Below are 20,952 nucleotides of genomic sequence, written 5' to 3'. Positions count from 1 at the left end.
CGGTGGAAGCTAAAGACCTAAGCACCGTCACCTGCGCAGACTCCGCTACAAAGAATGGCTTAGGCATCGGCCACCTCCTTCACCGTGAGCACGATCATCGCGTGACCAAACGACCGATAACTTAGGGTCCGTTTGGACTCACCCTGCGACGGACTGATATCCACTTCCGCTGGGGACATTGTTGACCGCGCGGAGTTCCAACACCTCACTGCAGGGTCGCCCGGCCACCACAGCCGAGCGCCCAGAATCACACCCGCGTTCTTCGCCTGCTCTGCCACCGTCTCCCACAGGAACCCGTCACGAGCCTCCAGAGAAATAACCGGTGTGTCGTCCCGTTCCGGGACTTCCACCACATGGAACGGGTCGTCAACCCAACGAGTGCCGTCTGGGTCCCGTTGGGTCATCATCGCAGCGTCCAGCGACTCCTGGGCAAGCCTGCGGATCACGAACCCCGCCGGGCCATTTTTCCACGTGAAGAATGTCTTATTCGACAGCTCGACTTTTGCCCACAGGCGTGGCTTCTTGAATGGCAAACCAGACATATCAGTATCGGCCTCGTAAGGGTCTGCCGCCCACCACGCCGACGGCCAGGACACAGCCGGAATAGTGTTCCACACATCCATGCAATTCAGGGCATTAACCGTGATAGTGCCCGGTATGCCGTCGTTGTCCGGGTCGTCAGCAGTGCAGTGAGTTATCACTCCACCTCGACGCACCACATCACCATCACCGGGGAACGCAGCCAGCAGCGTGTAGTCACCATCGGCGGTGGGGAGTTGTCCCGACGGGTCGAAATCCCGCACCGCACCCGTCACCAGCATCTCAGCCGCGCGAGTAACCGCACCCGACTCGTCGCGGGCTGGGAATTTCACTGACAAATCCGCCGATTCCATCCACTGCTCTGGCACTGTGGACTCCACGGGTAAAGGCAACGTAAACAACGGCGTACCGTCACCATCGCCAATCCCAAACCACCGGCCCTGCGTGGCCACAACATAATCCACATGTTTACGCCAGGCTTCCCAATCAGTCACTGCTCCACCTCCTTAAAGATTTATGCCCACGGGTCCGCGACCCATACGTTCCATTCCAACCGCGCACCCGCAGGCACGACCCACCGACCAACCCCGCCAGGTGGCACGCCCTCCGGTAACACCCCGTCCAAACGCAGTTTTGATGGGTGGAGGTCAACAACCGTCCGCACATTCGCTCTCGGCAAAGTGAACGTTGCCCCAGAAGGGCACGTGACCTGCCCACCCGCGCCCGACCACACGATTCGCGGGTATACAGCAGTATCCCCGCCATTCGTCACAGTGACGCTATTTTCACCAGTCTGGACACCAGACCTAGCCAACCCATGACGACACACCGTCGGAACCCGCAGTGTCTCCTGCGTCCTCCGAGACATGTCCACGACCACACCCGGCAACTCACCATCAACCACCAACTCAAACACCAAAGGGGACAGTGGGTGATCACTGTGAATCTCAACCAAACACGGGTTATCCCACGTCGCGTGTGACCAACCACGCCGCAGGCGAGCATGAACCTCGGCCAACTCCTCACCCGTATCGCACTGCACATAGAATTCCAGCTCGGTCTGAATCGCACCAAACACCTTCCTCCCCGGCAAAACACCAGCCCCGCCGGGCACCGGCATATCCGAACGGGAAGCGTTCGCCCGCAACCCCTCCAAAGCCCCATACGGAGCCAACACCGGAGAAGTTACTGGCGTGCCAGTCAGCTCAAACCGATCACCCAGACTTGTCTGCAGCCACACTTCGAGCATTTACACACGCTCCTTCCTACGAGCAGCAACATCAGTCGACGAAATAACCGTCGTCGCCCTCACATTCGAACCCTGCGTGACGCGCTTCAATAGCTCGTCAACCTCATCAGCCGTGTACACAGCACGCCCGTCCAAATGAATCGTGTACTCAGCCTTGATCTGCTCCCGCACACCACCAGCCGCGTACTTCTCGTCGAGCTTCCAGGACACACCGAACTTCCCCGCAGCCTCAGCATTAGCCTTAGCCGCGGCCAAAAACTCGGCACGAATCTTCTCATTCCCCTGCGCAAACGCGTCAGCAGAATGATCCAGCCCCTTAATCGCGTACTCCAGCCCCTTGATCGTCTCTTCAAGAGGGGTGACCTTCTCATGCAGGTCGATCTCCGTTTTCAAGTCCTCAACCTGCCGATTAGCGTCGACGATCGAGTCCTTAGCCTCGTAGATAGGCTTCAACGACTCGTTGATCTTCAACGCCGCTTCCGCCTCCACCAGCTGGGGAAGCTGAGCACGGATCACGTCCATCGGATCGCCGCCACGCCACGACACCGCACCCATCTGGGCGAACAGGCGCTGCATGTCCACATCACCAAGGCTCACACCAGACTCCGCGAGAACAGCGTCCAATGCCTTCCGCAGCGTCTCCTGCTGCGCCAACTGACCACGGTACTCATTCGCAAAGCTGCCCTGGGCGCCCATCTGGTAGCCCCACCGGCCGAGAACGTTCTTATCCAGGGCGGACTGCGCCTCGAACAACTCAACCAGCAGCTTCGACGCCTGCGCGCCACCCTGCGCCTCCACAAGATCAACGCCGGCAACCTTCGCGGACATGCGGATCAGCCGCTCCTGCGCGACCAACAAATCTTGCTGGTTCCGCGCGTTTTTCCGCGTCGCCTCCGCAAGCGCTGCCTCGGCCTGAATCTGCTCAACCCTCGCCTGCAGTTCACCCTGCAGCGCTTTGGCACGAGCCGCCTCATACTTAAACAGGGCAGAAATCGCAGCGTCCGACCATTTCTCCAGCACACCCTGTCCCGCAAGAGCCTGGAACGCCATGTACGTGTCCCAGTCCTCCTGCAAGCCCATCAGCTTCAACTGGGCAGCAATCGCGCCCTTCTTGATCTCTTCGTCCAACGCTAACCGGGCCTGCGCCACAGCCAACTCTCCCTCAGCCGCAGCAATGAGCCGGTCTTGCTGAGCAACACGCAGCTTAAATTCCGCCGCCCGCTGCTCATTCACACCACGCACCAACTCCTGCTGCAACTTCGACGCGTTCTGCTGCAGTTCAAATGTCAACTTGGCGTAGTTCGCTATCGCCTCCCACGCACCGGCAACAGCCTGGCGGGAAGCAACGCGCACCTTGTGGATCTTTTCGATCAGCTCCTTAATCAAATCAACGAAGAACGTGACCAGATCAATACCAGTTTTAATGACCTCAATCGCGAATCCAACCGAAACTCCTTGTGGTCCGGTCAGTGCAGCCGCTCCCGCAAGAGCATGGGCTACACCACCCAACCCGTTCTTCGACGCGAGTTTCGACGCGCTGCGGAAAGCATTGTCCAAGGACGGGAGCAGATCGTGAATCGGCATGTCCAGCGCCTGCACCGACTCCAAACGAGCCTTAGCCAGCTCCGCTTCCGCCTGGGCGACCCCATCAGCAGCCTTAGACGCTTCCTCCGCCCGCTTCTTCTCCGCCTCAGACGACTTCTTCGCAGTGTCCTTTCGAACCTTCCCTAAGTCCTTTTCGGCCTTGGCGATTTTATCGTCCTTGCCGGACTTACGGGCTTCCGCGAGTTTCTCTTCAGCCTCCTTGATCTTCTCCTTCGATTCCTTGTCCAGCTCCTTAGCTTGTTTAGCCGCTTCACCGGAATCGGACTTCACATCTTGGAGCGCCTTACGCGCTTCCGCCAGCGCCTTCTCTTTGTCGGCGATGGTGGCCAGCCTAGAAGCTTGCGCTTCGCGCGCGTCCAACAAGCCCTTTTCAGCAGACAACAGCTTGTCAGCAACCTTGGCGATGTTTTCCCCGCCGAGCATGCCGGCGATCTCACCAAAACGCCCAAACAACGACCGCGCAGCAACGCCCTGCTCGGTGTGTGGGTCGGCGGTCTTACCGAGCCACTTCTCGAAGGCATTCACCTGCTTCGCCTGGACCGTCGCCCAACCTTTAATCGCGGGCACGAGCTTGCCCAGCTCCACGAACCCACGGGACAACACACCCCATTGCGCGTTCGTGAAGACCGGTTCCGGTTTGCCGGACTTATTCACCGCCAACTCGCCGTGATTCAGCCAACCACCCCGGTCGTACAACCGCGCGGGTAAGTGTTTCAGAAGATCGACGATACCGCCGTCAGCATAACCCGCGCGGGTTGGCCAAACATTCCCCGGCCCACCGTATTTCTGCTTCGTCCACAAAACACCAGCAGTCAGGTTAGTAACCGGATCAAAACGATCGTCCGGCAGACCTTCGAAAGCCCCCGGATAAGCAGAACGAATGCCGCGATAAGTAGGCTCAATCACCTGCAGCAACCCGCCGGAAGGCGTACCAGCCATAGCGTTAGAATCCCAATTATTGACCGCCCGAGGGTTACCAGACGACTCAATATCGATCTGTTGCAACATGATGTCCAAATACTGGTCGCTATATCCGGCACGACGCAAAGCTTCACGAGCAGCATCAGCCCACTGAGAAGCAGGGCGAGCACCTCCACCACCACCCCCCAAAAGGGACGAACCAAACTCCTTCAGTTTCTTGGTAACAACCTCCCACATTTTTTTAGCAGCATGGCTAACAAACTTCCCCGGAACATCCGAGAACCACGACCCATTACCCTCACCGGGGAATTTAGGAATCTTGTTAACAACCGCATCCCACGCCTTCTTAGCAAAACTAAAGATACCCGCTCCAGAACTTCCGGAACCGCCGGTAAAACCGACACCAATATCTTTTAGGGATTTAGAAGCGTCGAATTTAACCGCCCCATGAGTAGCCCAGTGAACGTGGTTCTGGTGACCGGCGTTAGTGCCTGCACCAAAATCATAGGGTCTACCTTCATCGAGGTTTTGCCACCCATCCAGTGGCCAGTGAATCAATTCTGCAGACGAAGGGAAAACCTTGTAAATCGCGCGAGCTAACGCTTTCGATTCCGCAGAGGGCATCTGTGTTTGGAACGTCGCAGGGTTCTGCCAGTCCGTCGCCTTCTGGGAACTGTAATCATGGAAAGAACCCGGCTCAGAACGAGACGCGGAAGTTAAGTTGAATATATTTGGGAAATAGTGAGCAACGAAATCCGCGTGAGACTGTTGAACAGCGGATAGAGCGCCTGCAAGGTTCGTGAACCCTCCACGGGCGAAGTTACCCAAGTCAACGACTCCGCCGGTAGCAAAATGAGAATGCTTTAGCCTATTAATGACCCCACGTTCACCACCTACACGAGCAGCGGCGTTGACATTATTCACCCAATCTTCACCTAATGCGCGCGTAGCCTCCGGACGGAGAATTGCCTCACCACCGGACAGACCAATGCGCATGCCCGTTTTTGGCTCAATGAAGGTGTAAGGGTCCCTGCCCGGGGTATATCCCGGCAAGACGCCACCAGAAGCAAATTTGATTTGGACTGGATCAGGTTTCTTCATGAAGGGGACAAATTTAGTGACAGCTTCAACCGCTTTAAGCAGACCATTGTTCCAAACGGTATTCACGATGAACCGAACAGGGGCTGCAGCAGCATCTTTCAGGCCGTCCCAAATCTTCTTGATTGCGTCAACCGTGGTCCGGAACCAGCCTTTGAGGACATCTAGCGCACGCTGCAAACCGTGGAAAGCAGGCTTGACCGCGTTATCGACAACCCAAGTAATGCCCCTACCTAGCGCGTCCCACGTTGGTTTGATGACCTTGTTCCATGCCCAAACGAATACATCGCCGAGGACACGCAACCCGACGCGCATCTGTTGGAACGCTGGTGAAATGAACGTATCCCAAACCCACTTCACGAACTTGCCGAAAGCGTCAAACATCGGACGAATCAGGGTGTCATACACGGCTTTCATGCGTCCGCCAGTGTGAGAGAACTTGTCCCCAATCCACTGGAACACTGGTCGCAGCGCGGTATCCCACAGCCACATAGCTGCAGCTGCAAGCGCATCCCACACAGGCTTGATGACGGACAGCCACACGGTTTGGAGAATCCCGCCGGTCTCGGAAAACTTTTCCCCAATCCACTGGAAGACCGGCTGCAAAACATTAGTCCACAACCACTGCGCAGCAATAGACATGGCGTCCCACACGGGTTTAATAACCGTTTCCCACGCAAGTTTTATGCCAGCAGATAGCAGATTCCACGCGATCAACAACGGGGTAAGAATGAGAACAGCGATCACACCGATGGTGACCTTCGCCACCTCGAAAATCGCAGTGAACACTGGCAACAGCACGCTATTCCACGCGGTTTGAATGCCCTGCCACAGGAAATCCCAACCGGCCTTAATCCCAGACCACACGTCGGAAATGACACCGCCGAGCCATTCAAACATCGGCGCGAAGGTGGTGGTGATCCACTCCCATGCTCCGGAAAGAGCGTCCATGAATGTTTGCCACACCTGGCGCCCAGTTTCGGTCTTAGTGAAGAACACAGCGAGTCCTGCGACAACAGCAGCAATCGCCGTAACGATCAGGAAGATCGGGTTCGCGTTCATTACCAAATTGAGCGCGGCTTGCGCTGCGGTCTGCAAGTTAGTGACAATAGTCAACTGCTTAAACCACTGCAGCAACCCGCCCGCTGCCATCACAGCCTGCGCACCCGCCGCGATCTTCGCCTGGATCGCCAACGCCGCAAAAGCACCCGCCACCGTGCCGACCACAGCAGCCAGAGGCTTCAGCCACGCCTCATTCTTCTGAACCCACTCACCAAACGCCTTAAACCCAGGGACCAGCGTGTCAGTCAACCACGAAGCAAGCCCCTGAATCGCCTTAGAACCTAGCTCCAACGCGGGCACCATAGCGCTAAACACCACGCCAGCGACAGGCTCAATCGCCAACATCGCCTTCAGTTTGAACTGGTCCCACTGCTCAGCGAAATCAGCGGTCTCATTAGCTACACCATCAATCGTGTCACCCGAAGCCCCAATCGAGTTCATAAAGTCCTCGTACTGGAGTTTGCCGGACTTCACCGCAGCAACGAACCCCGCACCCCCCTTAGCGCCGAAAACCTTGTTCGCAACATCAATGGCCTTGACGTTATCCCCAGCCTTCACAAGACCATCAATCTCACGAATCGTGCCCTGCAACGCCTCCTGAGGGTCTTTACCCTCCTTAGCGAAAACGCCCAACGCCTTCGTCATTGAGCCAAGGGTTTTCTCCGAATCCAGACCAGCCTTATCCAAAGCACCAAGCAGACCGGCGGACTCCTCCAGCCCAAAACCGAACTCTTGCAAAGCGGGGCCAGACTTCGACAAATTATCCGTGATCTCAGTGATGGACCGGCCCGTGGCCTGCGAAATACGGAACAGGTTGTCCATCGCCTCGGGGGCAGCGTTGCCCTCAATTCCGAACTGCTGCAAAGCGCCCGTAACTTTATTGATGTCAGCGTCGATACCCATGCCCTGCAACTGCTGGAACTGAGATGTCAACTTCTCCAAAGGCTCACCAGTCACACCAAGACGCGTATTCAAATCAGCGAGGGTCGTACCGATCTCCGCAATATCCCCGCCCACGCCAACAGAGTTTTTCGCCACATTTCGCAAAGACTCCTGCAAGCCCTCAAACGCTTCACCGGACGCACCCGTTCCGACACGGATTGCGTCGTAAGCATCGTCGAACTTCGCGCCCAGGTCATAAGCAGCCTTCCCTAAGCCACCGATAGCACCGATCGCCGCACCAACGCCAACGCCGATCTTCAGAATCGACTCCTTGAAAGACCGGGCTTTCTTATCCCCATCGTCCAATGCCTTCGAGGTGCGCCCCACACCCTTAGCTGCGTCGTCCTGGGCCTCCACCAATCTAGCGGACGTGTCAGCCAAGTCTTTTTGCTGATCCTCGTATTTTTTCGCCGCCTCCTTAGCGTCCCCCTCGGCAATAGCCACGTCATTCGTGACCTTCAGAACACGACCCTTAGCCTTCTCCACCTTCGCCAATTCAGCAGTGCCAGAGTTACCAGCAGCGACAGCCTTCTGGTACTTCTCCTCCGCCGCCTGCAGCTCCAAAGTGACAGCCTTCAGCTCCTGCTTCTTCTGCTGCTGTTTGGCCGTTGCAGCCTCCGACGCCTTAGCGAAGCCAGCCAGCTTCCCCTCCGACGCCTTCACCTGCCGCTCAAGATTCGCCACAGCCGCGTCTAGCTCGTCAGTGATAGCTTTACCGGCTCGCTTGCCGGAGTCCTTCGCAGGCTTTTCCAGCCGTTGCGCGAACTCCTTAGACATCCCCTTGAACACGGGCATGACGGGGACGCCAACGAAACCAAAACCGGACTCCGACATCTAAAAACCTCCACGGTATTAACTAATTTTGTTGATTTCGAGCAGCGATCCGCTCCATCTTTTCCGCTTCCTCACGCTGACACTTCGCGTCCTTCTCCAGCTCTTCCGGCGACCACAAGAAACGGTGCCTGTGAGACTCCCCGGACAAATATTGGGCAATCCCTATAGCAGCTTTATCCGCTGGCGAAATATCCATGTGCGCCGCACCAATGCGCGACTCCGGGCGGTCCAACAAGTCCTCCACGATCAGAGCCACCCGGCGCGACGACAACGCCCCCTCCGGGGTCAACCAGTCACGGACATCGAGACCCATACGGAGCAGATCGACCTCCAGGTCCTCCACACGCTCCAAAGCATGAAGAAGAACCCCCAAGCGCTCCAGCGACAATCCCACCGAGCCCAAATATTCCCGCAGCAAAATCGGTAGTTTCGCACCAAACGGGTCAGCGAACGTCAACATCATCTGTGAATGCTGGTCGAACAAGCGTCGCACGTGCTGGGGTTTGTCCAGAATCTCCGACAGGCATTCCCACCCCATCCACATAGGGTCAGAGCGAGCGCGCACCTCCCGCCCGTCGAAAGTGAACGTGGTCCAGGCGCCCGGCTGGTCAGCAAGAACCAACCCGGCTAGCATTAGTTATCCTCGGAGAATTCCTGACCACGGTTGATGACCCCAGGAAGAACATCCTCAATGTCCGCCAGCGTCGCACCGGCCCAGTCAAGAATGCGTCGAGTCCGAGCCGTGAGCGTTGCCATGATGATTGCAGGCCCATTGGCTTCAGACAGCAAAGACCCGTAGGTCGCGGGTAGCTGTCGCTTGTCCACGATAACCTCAACGTCCACCTTAGCGCCGTTGGTCAACTCGACATCATGTTCTGTGTACACTCCACCAACAAACGTTGGGGATTTAGTTGTTTCCTTGGCGTCGTTCTTTTCAACGATCTCAACGTCATTAGAAACCGCAGTGTTCTTCTTCACGGTTGCCATAATCGATTTCTCCTTCATGGTTCGCGGTTCGTAGTTCAGGTTCAAAAAGAAGGGTGAAAAGCGTGCGCCCCGAACCAAAACGCACACCTTCACCCAGCGCGGGTAGGGGGAATCGAACCCCCAGCAAAGCGAGCCAACGCCCCGCCACCGCCCTATTGAACGAGCGGATTATCAGGCTCCGAGTCCGAGCTGTCCGGAACACCATCGGAATCAGAATCCACAGGGACCTCCCCACCAGGACCACGGCCGCCCTCGGCCCTAGCCTCCGGTGGGGTAGCTATTCCCCCGCTACAGTGTCCTCGCCCTCAAAGGTAACGAGATCAACACCGTCTTCCTCGGAATCCTCCACCGGCACATACCCAGTCAGGCCGCTAGCGGAACCGTCAGGAACAAACGCAGTGCCGGCCTCCACCTGGGACTGCAGATCGGACACCTTCTTGAAAATCTTCGGCTTCACCTCACGCACGGAATCATCCTCCCCAAGCTTGAAGAAACGCTGCTCAAACATCACCTCGTCCGGACCGTTCTCATAGTCAATCGCGAGGGAACGGGGCTGGGGGTCGGTGCCGTAGGTCCGCTCCTGAACAGACAGGAGAGCCGGGACGCGGGAAACCTTAATCTCCACAATCCCGGACTGGTACTTGTAGACGCGGGCGACGATCGCCTTGGCCACCTCTGATGTATGCGCCAGGTACAGCACACCGTCCTTCTCCACCGTGTCCGGCCACTCAATGTGACGCAGAACCGCAGTACCCGGCACAAGATCAACCGTTCCAGAAACCGCACCAGCGGTGAAGCTCGTCGCAGTCTGACCACCCGTTAGGTTGGTCTTGTTGCTGGAGACTTCACGGGTTTCACCGTGAGTGGAATCGGTTGGCTCAACACCGGCGGAGTGCCACGGGCCAACAAACGTGCCCGTGGTTGTATCAATCTGGGCCTTGGACTCTTCAAAGCAGAACAGAACCTCACGGTCCTCCAAAACCTTGACATTAAGGCCAACTGCACGATTTTTTGGCATTGGTATTTTCCCCTTTCAAAAGGAATCAAAAAAGACCAGCACCACCGCGCTGGTCTGGTAAAAACTGGTTTTGATTAGATCTGTGCGAACAACCTGCCGATTCCGACCGACACGCTCATCGTCGACACAAATCCTGTTGGTTGGAAAGACGGTCCCGACCCGAAAAACGTTGACCGGGACCGAGACACCCCCAACCCCACACCTGTAACTCCCTGTGTGAGAGCGGTGTAAAGATTCTTCCCGAGCTGCCGCACCATCGCATGGTCAGGTCCGTAAACACTGACACGCACAAGGTCGCGAGTGTGCGCCGCGCCATCAACCTGCTGTACGTCTTCCGCGACTACTACAGCGACACCATGCGAACGACAGTTATAACCATCCGGAAGATAATGCTGGTAAAGCATGTCCTGGTCACCCTCGTCAAACAATGCCGAAACGTGCCGGAGCACCAGGGCCACCGGGTCCGGTGCAAACCCTACGTCACGTGACATCCTTCACCGCCCTTGTCGCGAACCCCGTAGAAGCCTGCTCCGCCACCGCACGCGGATGCCGCACAGTCACAATCGCCAGCGGTCGACCATCAGAATCGGACGTCACCGGAGTGATCAGAATCGTGTGATCCTCATTCTTCTCTAAACGGGCACGTTGGCTGTCGCTGATCTCGTTCACCTCAGGCCACCGCCGCTCCATCGCATCACGCAACTGCACCGCCTTAGCCTGCACAGCCTTGCGAACCTCAGGATGCTGCGACATCTCACGAAACAGCGCGTCGTAGTTAAGCGACACCGTCGCTCACCTCCCCACGCTCCACGATGAACACGACCTTCGGTTGGTGCCACCCCACAGCCGGGCGCCGGCCAACGCTGTAGTCGAACGACAAGCGCTGCTGTACGGTGAACTCCTCCCCACGCACCACGACCGTGTCGCCATCCGCAACGCGGGTTCCAGCGGGGGCGATGATCTGCAAACGGCTAACATCGCCGTGCACAAAATCCGTGCCCTTCACCACCTGGTCCCCTGCCGGGGAAACAACACAGTGCGCGATATCAACACCCGCACTGTAGATAGGGCGGCCACGGTGATCACGGCCAACAAGCCCGCCTTTCACGTGCACCGTCTCACCGGCCTGATCAGGTCTCACAAACACCATCAGCTCCACCGCCTCCGCGCGTGAACCTCCGGCCATTGCAACGGCGAAGGGAACCTGCCCCGAGGACCGCGCGGAACAAGCCCCAAATCGAACAACATCTCGTCAGTAAGCCCCACGCCAGAAAAACGCACCAGCTGGCCAGCGTCAGTGTACGTCACCGCGTCGGACTGCGGGCCCGTAGTAGACGATAACGACCTTGCACCAACATGCGGGCCCACCGTCACCGCGGCAGCGACCATCTCGATAACAATCCGTTTCGCTGCCAACGGCAGCCAACTAACGGCATCGAGCTCCCGTTCAAAATCCCTGCCCCTACGCATAAACGCCTCACGAATAAGGTCCAGCGCATCAGTGATGCGGACCTCGATGAACCGCTTTTGTTCTTCGGTGACTGGTATGGGGAGCCGGTCTGCGATGTCGGTGAACGTGATGTCGAGCATGTCGCCCACCTCCTCGCACTACTTTTTGGTTGCGGAGATAATCTCCTGCTTGTTTAACCCCTTAGTATCGATACCGCGGGATTTCGCGTAGTCGCGCCATTGGTCGATGGACGCGGTGCGGGCGGGGCGCCCGTCGTCTACGGACTTAGCCTCGGGATCGGGCTCAACTTCTCCCGGCGCAGGAGCGGGTTCCGAATCAACGGCAGCAGGAGCGGGCGCAACAACCGCAGCGCCCCGCGTGGGCTTCACAACAGACCCCGACCGCTCCAACCACGCAGCAACATCATCATCAACTTCAACAACATCACCCGGCACAAACCGATCATCACCCGGCTGCCAAAAGCATGACAAAACAACCTCACGCATCAAGCTATCCCCTTGATCTTCACAACAGACTTAGGATTGTCCACAGCGATAGCGCGTTTCCGCACCAGATCAGAACGCCACGACATCGTCGGACCACCCAGCGGAGAATCGCCGCCCTCCGAGTACATCGCAGTCGCGGTCAACGGCATAGTGTCAGACTTAAACCCAGCACCCTGAGCCTCGAAAACGTACGCCTCCGACGCCGGAATCAAGCGCGACGTCGCAACACGAAGCTGGCCAAACAACTCAATGTCCGTCAGACCACCGAACAGCTTACTGCCATCCATCGCCTTAAACACTGGATTCTCCGACGCAATATTCCCAATGTAAAACTTCTGCACCTGTTCATCACGCACCAGCTTCGTCAGCGAGGACGGATGCAAGAGAATCGTGTTCGGGTCATAATCGTACTGACGGTCAACATCACCGTCGTTCGCCTCCTGCACCTTCTCCACGGCGTCGAACACGTCCTTCACGCCCGCGCCTGCAGTCGTCCACTGGGAGGAGGCTTGAAGCTCCGTCACCTTCGCGGATTTCAACGCGGCTTGCACCGCGTGCACACCGTGACGGACCACGGTCCGCTGCAACGACGCGATAGCTCGCGCCACCGCGTCAACCTTGTTCTCATTCTTCATCTCATAAGACACGCGGATAGCTTCACCAGTCTTGATACCGAACGCGGCCTTCACCTCACCAAGCTCAGGCGCGGACACCGGAATCTCGCCGAACTCTGCGATCTCCTCAGCATCATCAGCCAAAAACATCGCCGCAGCCTCACGGAAAGAAACCATACCCTTGTTGTCCTCCGCCTGACGGAAGAACAAATCCTCAAGGAACTCCCCTTGCAGTCCCTCCACAACACGCTGCGGAATGAACGTCGGGTCCTCCAGCATCTCGGAGACAGTAATCGTCGGCCCATCGTAGGCGCTGGTAATGAGTTCGCTCATAACCTTTTCCTTTCAATAAAAAATTGGGTTTATCGTCGCCTACTGGGCGATCGGGGTAAGCAGAGTCGTCTTCACGGTCGAACCACTGCCGTTACGGGCCGCAACACCAACAACAACGCTGCCGGACGCGGCAACCTTGCCGTCTGCCGCGGCATACACCGCAGCGCCCTGCTTAATCTCGGACGCAGTGCCGGATACTTCCAACGGCACGGTGGCTGGCCCAATGTGCACAGCCACGCTATTAGGGCCAGCATGGACCAGGCTGTTCCCCTCCGACTCCGCCGGTGCGAAACCGTTCTCCGTCACGGCACCGAACACGGGGCCCGAATCAGCCGCGTGGGACACCCCCTCCTCGGCCACCTTCACGAGACGGAACTTCTTCACATCACTGGACACCGAGAAAGTGATCGGGCCAGATCGAAAGGTTGGATTAGACATAGAATTTTCCTCCTAGTGGAAACTCGTGTGGGACAGGAAACCGAGCTTGTCGGCCTTCGCCCTCAACAGGGATTGGGACTCCCCCAGGGACTCAGCATTGGGGTTCTTCCCCGTGCCGATCTCCGTCAAGGGAACAGTGTTCTTCGGGTTAGATCCATAAAGGTCACGCGCCAGCTCCGGATCCGTATGCATCGTCTTCATTGCCTTCGCGCGACGCGCAGCGGGGATACGCCCATCGCGGATCCACTCATCGACTTCCGCGTCAAGCTTCGCGAGCTTCTGCTCCTCCATCGCCTTCCACCCAAACTGGGCCGCGTTACGCAGCTCCGCGTAGGTCTCCGCGTCCAACGTGACCGGAGCTTCCGAAGGCTCACCAGCAGGGGCAGCAGGCGCATTATCACCAGATGCAGCAGCCTTCACCGTCACCACAACAGAAAGCTCCACCGGCTGATCATTCCCCTCAGCGGTCACCGGAATCACCACCTCAGTGTCCGGCTCCGCACCAGACGGAGCAGTCGCCTTCACAACACCAGTTGCTTCATCAACCTCAGCCGTCCACCCCTCAGGCACATCACCAACCGAGAACACAATCCCCGGCGGTATTTCCCCCTCCGGGGTAACAGTCACATCACCAGTAGGAACGACAGTCGAACCCTCCGGATAGGTCACGTCAACAGTCGATGTGACAGTGACCTCTTCATTGAAAAAGCCGGAGAGCTTGTTACGCAGCTTCTCCGGCTCAATACCCAGTTCCTGGGCAAGATTTTCGATACTCAACGCATCCTCCTTTTTCCGCCCATCACTGGGCCTCATTGTTTCCTCACTCCCCGATTCCGACCGGGAAGTAATCGGCGGCGCAGGCGCCTCCGACCGGCAGGCATACTTGAACTTTGCGAACACCCGATTCGCCACACGCGCCTCAACACCAGGCCGTGGCGCAGCGCGCGCGGGTTCGATAGCATCCGCCAGCCCTGCTTCAACGGCCTCCGCCGCGGTGTACCACGTTTCCTCCGCCATCCGATCGAGCCATTCAGCTGTCTCACCGCCTGCACGCCCCGCATAGATTTGAGCGATCTTCACATCCTGCCGGTCAAGGTCCGCAAGCTTCCTCCGAACCTCGTCCGCATTCCCCTCCAACCACGTCCACGCCTTGTGGATCATGAGCTCCGATTCTTCTCTCATGAAAAGCCTGTCAGCAGCCCCCACCGCGATGAACGACGCTGCAGACGCAGCCAGCGACTCAACAATGATCGTGACCTCGCCGTCATGGCGACGCAGCTCATTCATAATATCGATGCCCGCGTACACGTCACCGCCGCCACTGGAGATCCGGACCGTCACAGGCCCCGACTCCGGTAACTGTTCCATCACCGACTTAACAGTAACGTTGTTATCAATGTCCCACGGGTCCACGCCGATGGTGCCGTAAATCAGAATCTCTGTCATGCTTTCCTCCCTTTGGCTTTCGCAGCTTGCTCCTTCAAGAACGCATCAGCGCGAGCCGCAACACTTGAAGCAATAGCAGAATCAACAGACCAATCAGGTTGCGCCGCATCCGGGGATAACGTCACCCCGTATTCCTCTTCCATTTCCAAACGCGCCTTCTTGCCCGCCAGCGCGTCCTTTAGCTTCTGCTTCGGAGGCAAGCTGTAGACACGGCGCACATGCTCCTCCAACTCCGGATCCGCAAGCAACACCCCATCACGCTTCAACGTCGACAAATCCTGCGCCGACAGCTCCTTCTTCGACGCAATAGGATCGCACACAATACGCGGGCACACACCCTCATAATCAGGGAACGCCACACGCACGAGATCTTCAACGATATGCTGGGTGGCAACATCCGCGATCTGCTCCGCCCGCGTCTGCAACGACTGAACAAAGAAACTCGACTGAACCTCAGCCAAGTTATAGGACCCGCCGTTTTCCAAGTTCATGAAGTGCGCTAGCACAGCCTTCGCGATCATCGACTCATGATGGACAATCGCCTCACGAGGGCTGACAAGCTGCCCAGACACACCCAACAACGACAACTGCGAACCTGCAGGGGTCGCAGCACCCGCTGACGATCCAGACCTAAACGACTCCGCCAGCTCCTGCCCCCGCCGCAAATCCTCCTCGGGGTCATTCGTCAGATCAGACCCCCGATACCACGGCACACCCATGCCGTTGCGGTCCAACACATCAAGCTCCAACCGGAGCAGATCATCACGCAACTTCCAATGCTTATACGCCGGGCGCAACACCGACTGCCCATGCCACATACCGCCAACGTCATCGTGAACATAGGCAACAAGATTCTGAACCGGGATTACCCGCCGCCCATCAACCCCACCGCCAGACTGCGTGATCGACTCAAGCCCACCATCATCAGCGACCTTGATCTCACTAATCGTGCCCGGCCACCTCGGAGCAAGTTTCCGCAGATGATTCCTCCCATCCACCCCCACCTCATACACCTGCTCAAAAAACATGTGACCGAACTGAAACGACCGCAGAGCCTGCCGCAAATGCAGATCCCACGACACACGCCCCGACCGCCGACCCAACGGCTTCTTCGGATCGTCACCCAACACCTGCATACGGAGATCACCAGCAACCAACGCCGTAACCTCTTCATCGGCACCGTTAGGGTCCAACCACCACGACGCCCGAATAATCGGCAGCATAATCGCCTGAAGCACCGAGTACACTTGCGCATCTTCACGCGCCATCTTCGCAAACACCCCCGCAGACCGCGGGAACTTCAACGCCCCGTTATCCTCCTCCAGGGCACGATTCACCACACGAGCAAAACCAACATTCCGTACCACACCAACACCTCCTCAACAATGATTAAAACGACATCGCACGCGAATCCGCGGGCTTCGCGACCCGCAGCGCCGAACCAACAAACTTCTGCTTCCGAACGACCTTCACCGGCTCCACCGGCGTACCGAACTCCTGCGCCCCCCACGCCGCGATCGTCGCAGCAACCAACACAGTCACATCACCAGAGAACCTCTCAATGCTGCGAAACCTCCCAGCATTAGAACGCTCCGTCGCAACCTCCAACGCAGCAACCCACCGAGGATCCCCATCATGAGTAATCTTCCCCTCCACCCACAGACGAAGAAACAACTCATACGCCCGCGACACTTCCGCACCAGTCAACGCTTCAGGAAACACGCCATGCTTATGCAGCGGGTCCACCAGAGTCGAACCCTGCCCCGACGGGTCAAGAATCACAGCCCCCGGATCATTCGCCTCAACCGTGTTCTTCACCGACTCCACAACCGCAGACCGGGTGAACTCCACATGCGGAGACAACGACAAATACAACCCATCCGGAGTGACCAAACAAGCGACCAGCGCAACCGACTCACCATCCGGCGTGACATCCACCGCCAGGAACGAATCATGCACCGCGGTCGGCATCGGCCTAGCCCGCTGCGCCCACTCCGTCAGATCAATCAACGGAACAAAATCATCCCCAACATCAGCATCACGCGGGACCCAATTCCCCTTCCCCAAGGTCTCAATCATGAACGCATCCAACAAAGCGCTAGAGTTCTTCGCCGCAATCGACTCCGACTCAATATCCGACAGCTGCGCGCCCGGGCCTTCATCAACCATGGACGGGTTGCATTTCGCCCACGTCGACTGAACAAACGGGTCGTCATCATCGTCCGGCGACCACTCCTTGAACAGCACACGCTTCGCCCCGTCCACGCCGGCCCACCGCTTCGCTGAGAAAATATCCCCGTGAAAATGCTCCTCGCGGTTCACCGGCGAGGAAATATAGACTGCCTGAGCTTTTGGCTTCGCACGAATCAACTTCGACATCGCCGAATACGTTTCCCGAGGCAAATCGTAACACTCATCGAAGATAAGCAGCTCAACAGACAGTCCACGCCCGGTTTTCTTCGTCCGCGTGCGGAACCAGATCTCCGCACCGTTCGGAAACTCGATTTTCTCTTTGCCGTTGCCCGTGCGTTTGTTCGGCAAGCCAGGCGAGTCAGGATCGTCCTCCCACCAGTAGTACAGGTTGTCGTTGCCCTCGATGACCTCCCACAAACGTTTCTGAGCGTCGATGGCCGTATCCATCAGGTGCGCGGAATGATAAATCCCCTTCTCACCAAACAGATAAATGCCAGCAAGCTCACGAGCAACGAGAACTTCCCCCTTGCCGTTCTGACGAGCTAATGGAACGACCACCTCACGCGCCGACCACTTCCCCTTCTCGTCCTTCCGGCACATATCCCGCAGCAGCTCCTCCTGCCACGGGTACAACGTCATTCCAGCCCACCGCGCAAACTCGACAGCCTCATCGCCCAGCGACGTATCACCATCCGGGACTGACTGCAGGCGGGGCTCCTGGACACCCAGCAACGCCATGCACACTCACCTCCCACTGTCGATCTAGTCGCCGACGGCCTTAAGCCCCGTGAACTTCTCCCGCCGTGGCTTCCGCCCAGCATCGGATTTGAACAAATCCGGGCGATCTTTAAACCATCCACGCAGTTCCGAACTCGCGGCACGCTCCACACGAGCCGCCGGGTTCTCCACCAACATGCCCTTGTCGTTTGTCAGGAGCAGGCCGTGCGCGTCGATCTCCTTCCGCGCTTCCTCGATCTGACTGACCAAAGCAACGACAGCGTTAATCGCTTTCTCATCCACCGGCGACAGATCGCCCTGTACGCCCCGCAGAGCCTTCCAAAGATCATCGGTGCCAAACATCGTGAACCACCTCCAAACAATGAACTAGAGACACAGGCAGGACGGTTTTTGCCCCATTTCCTCGGAGAGAGAGAAGACCTGATCGCGCCAAGCAGGGAGGGGAACAGGGGCGGTACCGCCCAAATAAAACTTGGGGTGCCCCACTATTTCCAATTGAAACCGCCCACTACCAGCGGTTTAACCGGCTCCGAACCCAACGGTTCCGACGGGTGACGACCCGTGAGAGCCGGTCGCAGAGGGTCGTTCCTGCCGTCCTGCCGCTGGGAATTGCAGTTGCAGTGCAGCAACCGCTCCGCGTCCTGGCGGTTCCTCGCCCCTTTTTCCTGCACGTGATCGGCCGCAAGGCCTTTGCCGTCCCAGTTCTTGGCCTTGTCTTTGAACATCGGCAGGCCGCACCACCAGCAGGGTTCACCGTCTTTCATGTTGTGTAGCAGTTTTTTGCGGTGCTGTTGGTGTTGATGGCCGTAGCCGAGGGATGTGGTGTTGGCTTTTTTCTTCGTTGTGAGGTGTGCGTGCCTGACTGGGGCGCTGAAGTGCTGGCCGATGATGATGGCGAGTGCGACGGACCTGTGCACACCGGCGTTGCAGCCGATGGCTACGGTGCGCGCGTCGGATTCCTGGATTCTTTTTATTGCCTCGTCGATAAACGGCTGCGTTGCTGGTTGGCTGATGAGCCAGTCTTGTAGTTTTGGGTGCCTGCCGTTGAGCGGTCGGAGTGCTGGGACTTGGTATGGGTTTGGGAGTTGTCGGGCGTCGATGATGAGGTCGGCGTATGGTCGTGGCCGTTTGCCGTATCCGAAGGAGATGATGTCCATTGTGTGCGGTTCACCTCGCTTTGGGCATGAGAAAACCCCACGACCTCGGCGGTGAGGTGTGGGGTTGGTTGTTATGGCTGATACAGCGCGATGAGAGGTAGTGACCAAACTTCGTTTCGTTCGCTGGTTTCGATTCCTTCACCTTGCGTGAAGCCTGCCCAACCTAGCGGGAAGTCGCCGTACTTCATGACGTGTCCGTGCTTATCGATGTAGTCGGTTTCAGGATGGTCAGTGTGGTGCTTCCTCACATCATCCTTGGTGAATAGTATTTCGACTGAACGGCTTCCGTCTTTGACCATTTGATAAGGATCAAGGGTTGACGGTTCCGATTTTCCCCATCTGCAGAGACCGTCTCGATGCTTCGGAAAAAACATCTGCTGAAAGGACTTTGCGGGTATGCGCTGATTGTTGATCGTGCCTTGAGCCTGCCAAGTGCCGTCAGGGTTCTCTTTGGCTATGACTACGCCATAGTCGGACGTGGTGAAGTAAGGAAGATACATACCGTGATCATAGTCCGCGCATGACTAACCCCCGAAACCACACACGGTGTACGGGTGTTAGTTGTTGCTCTACACGGAAGTGTACCACGGATGTGGACACTTTCAACCTAAAAGCGCTTTGGTTCCTCTCCGGGGTTACTAATTTGAATCACCTTGTCGATATAGAACTTCGACGTAGTCACTCCATTGGAGTCGCGTTTTCTGATCTCCCGGCGTTGCACCAGTGCTTTGGTTTGCACATTAACGAGATAGCCTTGACTTTGCATGAATTCCGTAAACTCTTCGTCAAGAACCTTGGCGTTGAAGCGCTGGTTACCTGAAACGAACGTCCATACCCGCTGTGGTGCTGCCACCTGAACTGTGACTATTCCGACTTCGAGTGTAAGAGTCTCTTCGAGCGCTAGCTCGTCGCCGCCGCCATTCTTGAAGTAACCCCGGTCATCTTCGTGGGTAGTGTCTAGCACTCGACCATCCGATCCTTTGATTAACATACGGTCGTAGTGTGGGTCATCAAGTGGCGCCATTGCATTCTCTGCAGCGGTAATGAACGTTGCGTTACCTGCTATGTTGTAAGTGACCGTAGGAACGGTAGTCCTGTCACCATCGTCGGTGACGATTTCGGTTTTATCGCCGTTAGCCTTAGTTTTGTGTTTTCGCCCCGCAATCCATTTTACGACACCGAATGCTCCGCCAATCGCTCCTGCAATGCCATATGCGTTAGACGCTGCTACAGCGTCTGGCTTGTTGAAAAGGCCCACTACTTGACCGTATAGGTGTTCTATTGCGGGAACGGAAGCCTCTAGAGCCACTTCAAATGAGCCCGCTTGAAGGGCTTGAACCTTAACATTCAAGGTGTGGGTATCTTCTGGGTGCGCTTCACGGTACGCAATCCTTCCCAATTCACTGAAAGCCATTAATGCCCGCGAGAGAAGAGCTGCGTCAAGCTCATGGTAATTGTCTTCTAATCCCTCATATTTAATTAGGAACTGCGCCTCTTTCACACGGATCACCTTACAGCCACCTTCTTGCCGCTGATGTTCAATTCTGCAGTTCGGTATCGAACTTTCCCTTCAAACGTGTAGGCGGTGACTTTGTGTCTTGCGCACCACTTGCGGATTGCCCCGGGCGTTTTGCCTAATGCTCGGGCGATTTCTTCGGCGGTGGCGTAGTCAGGGAGCTTCACCTCGTGTGGGTCTTGGGGGTGGATGTGGTGGCGTAGTTCGGCTTCGAGGTCGGTAAGTTCTTCGGTGAGGTCTGTGTACCACGGCAGGTTGAGGAGCCTGTGGCGGTGGCGGTAGAGCCATGCTGCCCAGAAGTTCCC

The 20,952-nt window shown here is 57.2% G+C and carries 20 protein-coding genes; all 20 read right to left on the bottom strand.

Annotated features, from left to right (window positions below; translation table 11 throughout):
• Window positions 1-59: 59 nt before the first annotated feature.
• Entirely contained in the window at window positions 60-1,034 is a 975-nt protein-coding gene (locus HMPREF3098_RS01135) for a hypothetical protein (RefSeq protein WP_070433676.1), read from the bottom strand.
• 20 nt (window positions 1,035-1,054) lie between these two features.
• Entirely contained in the window at window positions 1,055-1,789 is a 735-nt protein-coding gene (locus HMPREF3098_RS01130; protein WP_070433675.1) for a hypothetical protein, read from the bottom strand.
• Window positions 1,790-8,251, bottom strand: coding sequence for a phage tail tape measure protein (locus tag HMPREF3098_RS01125; protein WP_070433674.1), 6,462 nt, complete (start codon window positions 8,249-8,251; stop codon window positions 1,790-1,792).
• Window positions 8,252-8,273: 22 nt separating this feature from the next.
• Complete coding sequence (locus tag HMPREF3098_RS01120) at window positions 8,274-8,885, bottom strand: hypothetical protein (RefSeq protein WP_070433673.1); 612 nt, start codon at window positions 8,883-8,885, stop codon at window positions 8,274-8,276.
• A complete protein-coding gene (locus HMPREF3098_RS01115; RefSeq protein WP_141739625.1) occupies window positions 8,885-9,238 on the bottom strand; it encodes a hypothetical protein in 354 nt (117 codons plus the stop codon). Before HMPREF3098_RS01115 ends, HMPREF3098_RS01120 begins: the two co-directional genes overlap by 1 nt.
• 277 nt (window positions 9,239-9,515) lie before the next feature.
• Window positions 9,516-10,256, bottom strand: a complete 741-nt coding sequence (locus HMPREF3098_RS01110) for a hypothetical protein (RefSeq protein WP_070433671.1) — start codon at window positions 10,254-10,256, stop codon at window positions 9,516-9,518.
• Between the two features lie 480 nt (window positions 10,257-10,736).
• The gene (locus HMPREF3098_RS01100) at window positions 10,737-11,042 is read right to left on the bottom strand and encodes a hypothetical protein (RefSeq protein WP_070433669.1); all 306 of its coding nucleotides are present in this window, start codon (window positions 11,040-11,042) and stop codon (window positions 10,737-10,739) included.
• A complete protein-coding gene (locus HMPREF3098_RS01095) occupies window positions 11,032-11,397 on the bottom strand; it encodes a hypothetical protein (RefSeq protein ID WP_141739624.1) in 366 nt (121 codons plus the stop codon). The genes HMPREF3098_RS01100 and HMPREF3098_RS01095 overlap by 11 nt, the downstream gene beginning before the upstream one ends.
• A gap of 8 nt (window positions 11,398-11,405) precedes the next feature.
• A complete protein-coding gene (locus tag HMPREF3098_RS01090; protein WP_070433668.1) occupies window positions 11,406-11,846 on the bottom strand; it encodes a Gp19/Gp15/Gp42 family protein in 441 nt (146 codons plus the stop codon).
• Window positions 11,847-11,864: 18 nt separating this feature from the next.
• Window positions 11,865-12,212 (bottom strand): hypothetical protein, encoded by a 348-nt coding sequence (locus tag HMPREF3098_RS01085; protein ID WP_070433667.1) that lies wholly within the window; start codon window positions 12,210-12,212, stop codon window positions 11,865-11,867.
• A complete protein-coding gene (locus tag HMPREF3098_RS01080; protein ID WP_070433666.1) occupies window positions 12,212-13,159 on the bottom strand; it encodes a phage major capsid protein in 948 nt (315 codons plus the stop codon). The genes HMPREF3098_RS01085 and HMPREF3098_RS01080 overlap by 1 nt, the downstream gene beginning before the upstream one ends.
• 39 nt (window positions 13,160-13,198) lie before the next feature.
• Entirely contained in the window at window positions 13,199-13,597 is a 399-nt protein-coding gene (locus HMPREF3098_RS01075; protein WP_070433665.1) for a hypothetical protein, read from the bottom strand.
• Between the two features lie 12 nt (window positions 13,598-13,609).
• Entirely contained in the window at window positions 13,610-15,043 is a 1,434-nt protein-coding gene (locus tag HMPREF3098_RS01070; RefSeq protein WP_070433664.1) for a head maturation protease, ClpP-related, read from the bottom strand.
• On the bottom strand, window positions 15,040-16,410 hold the full coding sequence (locus tag HMPREF3098_RS01065) for a phage portal protein family protein (RefSeq protein WP_070433663.1): 1,371 nt from the start codon (window positions 16,408-16,410) through the stop codon (window positions 15,040-15,042). Before HMPREF3098_RS01065 ends, HMPREF3098_RS01070 begins: the two co-directional genes overlap by 4 nt.
• 22 nt (window positions 16,411-16,432) lie before the next feature.
• Entirely contained in the window at window positions 16,433-17,974 is a 1,542-nt protein-coding gene (locus tag HMPREF3098_RS01060) for a terminase large subunit (RefSeq protein ID WP_070433662.1), read from the bottom strand.
• A 24-nt stretch (window positions 17,975-17,998) separates the two neighbouring features.
• Window positions 17,999-18,316, bottom strand: coding sequence for a P27 family phage terminase small subunit (locus tag HMPREF3098_RS01055; RefSeq protein ID WP_070433661.1), 318 nt, complete (start codon window positions 18,314-18,316; stop codon window positions 17,999-18,001).
• 143 nt (window positions 18,317-18,459) lie between these two features.
• Window positions 18,460-19,131 (bottom strand): RapZ C-terminal domain-containing protein, encoded by a 672-nt coding sequence (locus tag HMPREF3098_RS10835; RefSeq protein ID WP_083283889.1) that lies wholly within the window; start codon window positions 19,129-19,131, stop codon window positions 18,460-18,462.
• 71 nt (window positions 19,132-19,202) lie between these two features.
• On the bottom strand, window positions 19,203-19,631 hold the full coding sequence (locus tag HMPREF3098_RS01045) for a hypothetical protein (RefSeq protein WP_070433660.1): 429 nt from the start codon (window positions 19,629-19,631) through the stop codon (window positions 19,203-19,205).
• A 107-nt stretch (window positions 19,632-19,738) separates the two neighbouring features.
• A complete protein-coding gene (locus HMPREF3098_RS01040; protein WP_141739622.1) occupies window positions 19,739-20,632 on the bottom strand; it encodes an LAPAL motif-containing putative phage structural protein in 894 nt (297 codons plus the stop codon).
• Window positions 20,633-20,637: 5 nt separating this feature from the next.
• A partial coding sequence (locus HMPREF3098_RS11435) for a hypothetical protein (RefSeq protein WP_168155967.1) occupies window positions 20,638-20,952 on the bottom strand: 315 nt, incomplete at its 5' end.

It is taken from the genome of Corynebacterium sp. HMSC28B08 (genome assembly GCF_001806865.1).
Classification (GTDB): domain Bacteria; phylum Actinomycetota; class Actinomycetes; order Mycobacteriales; family Mycobacteriaceae; genus Corynebacterium; species Corynebacterium auriscanis.
Note: the sequence above shows the minus strand (reverse complement) of the source record. Positions and strands in the feature narration are given on the sequence as shown.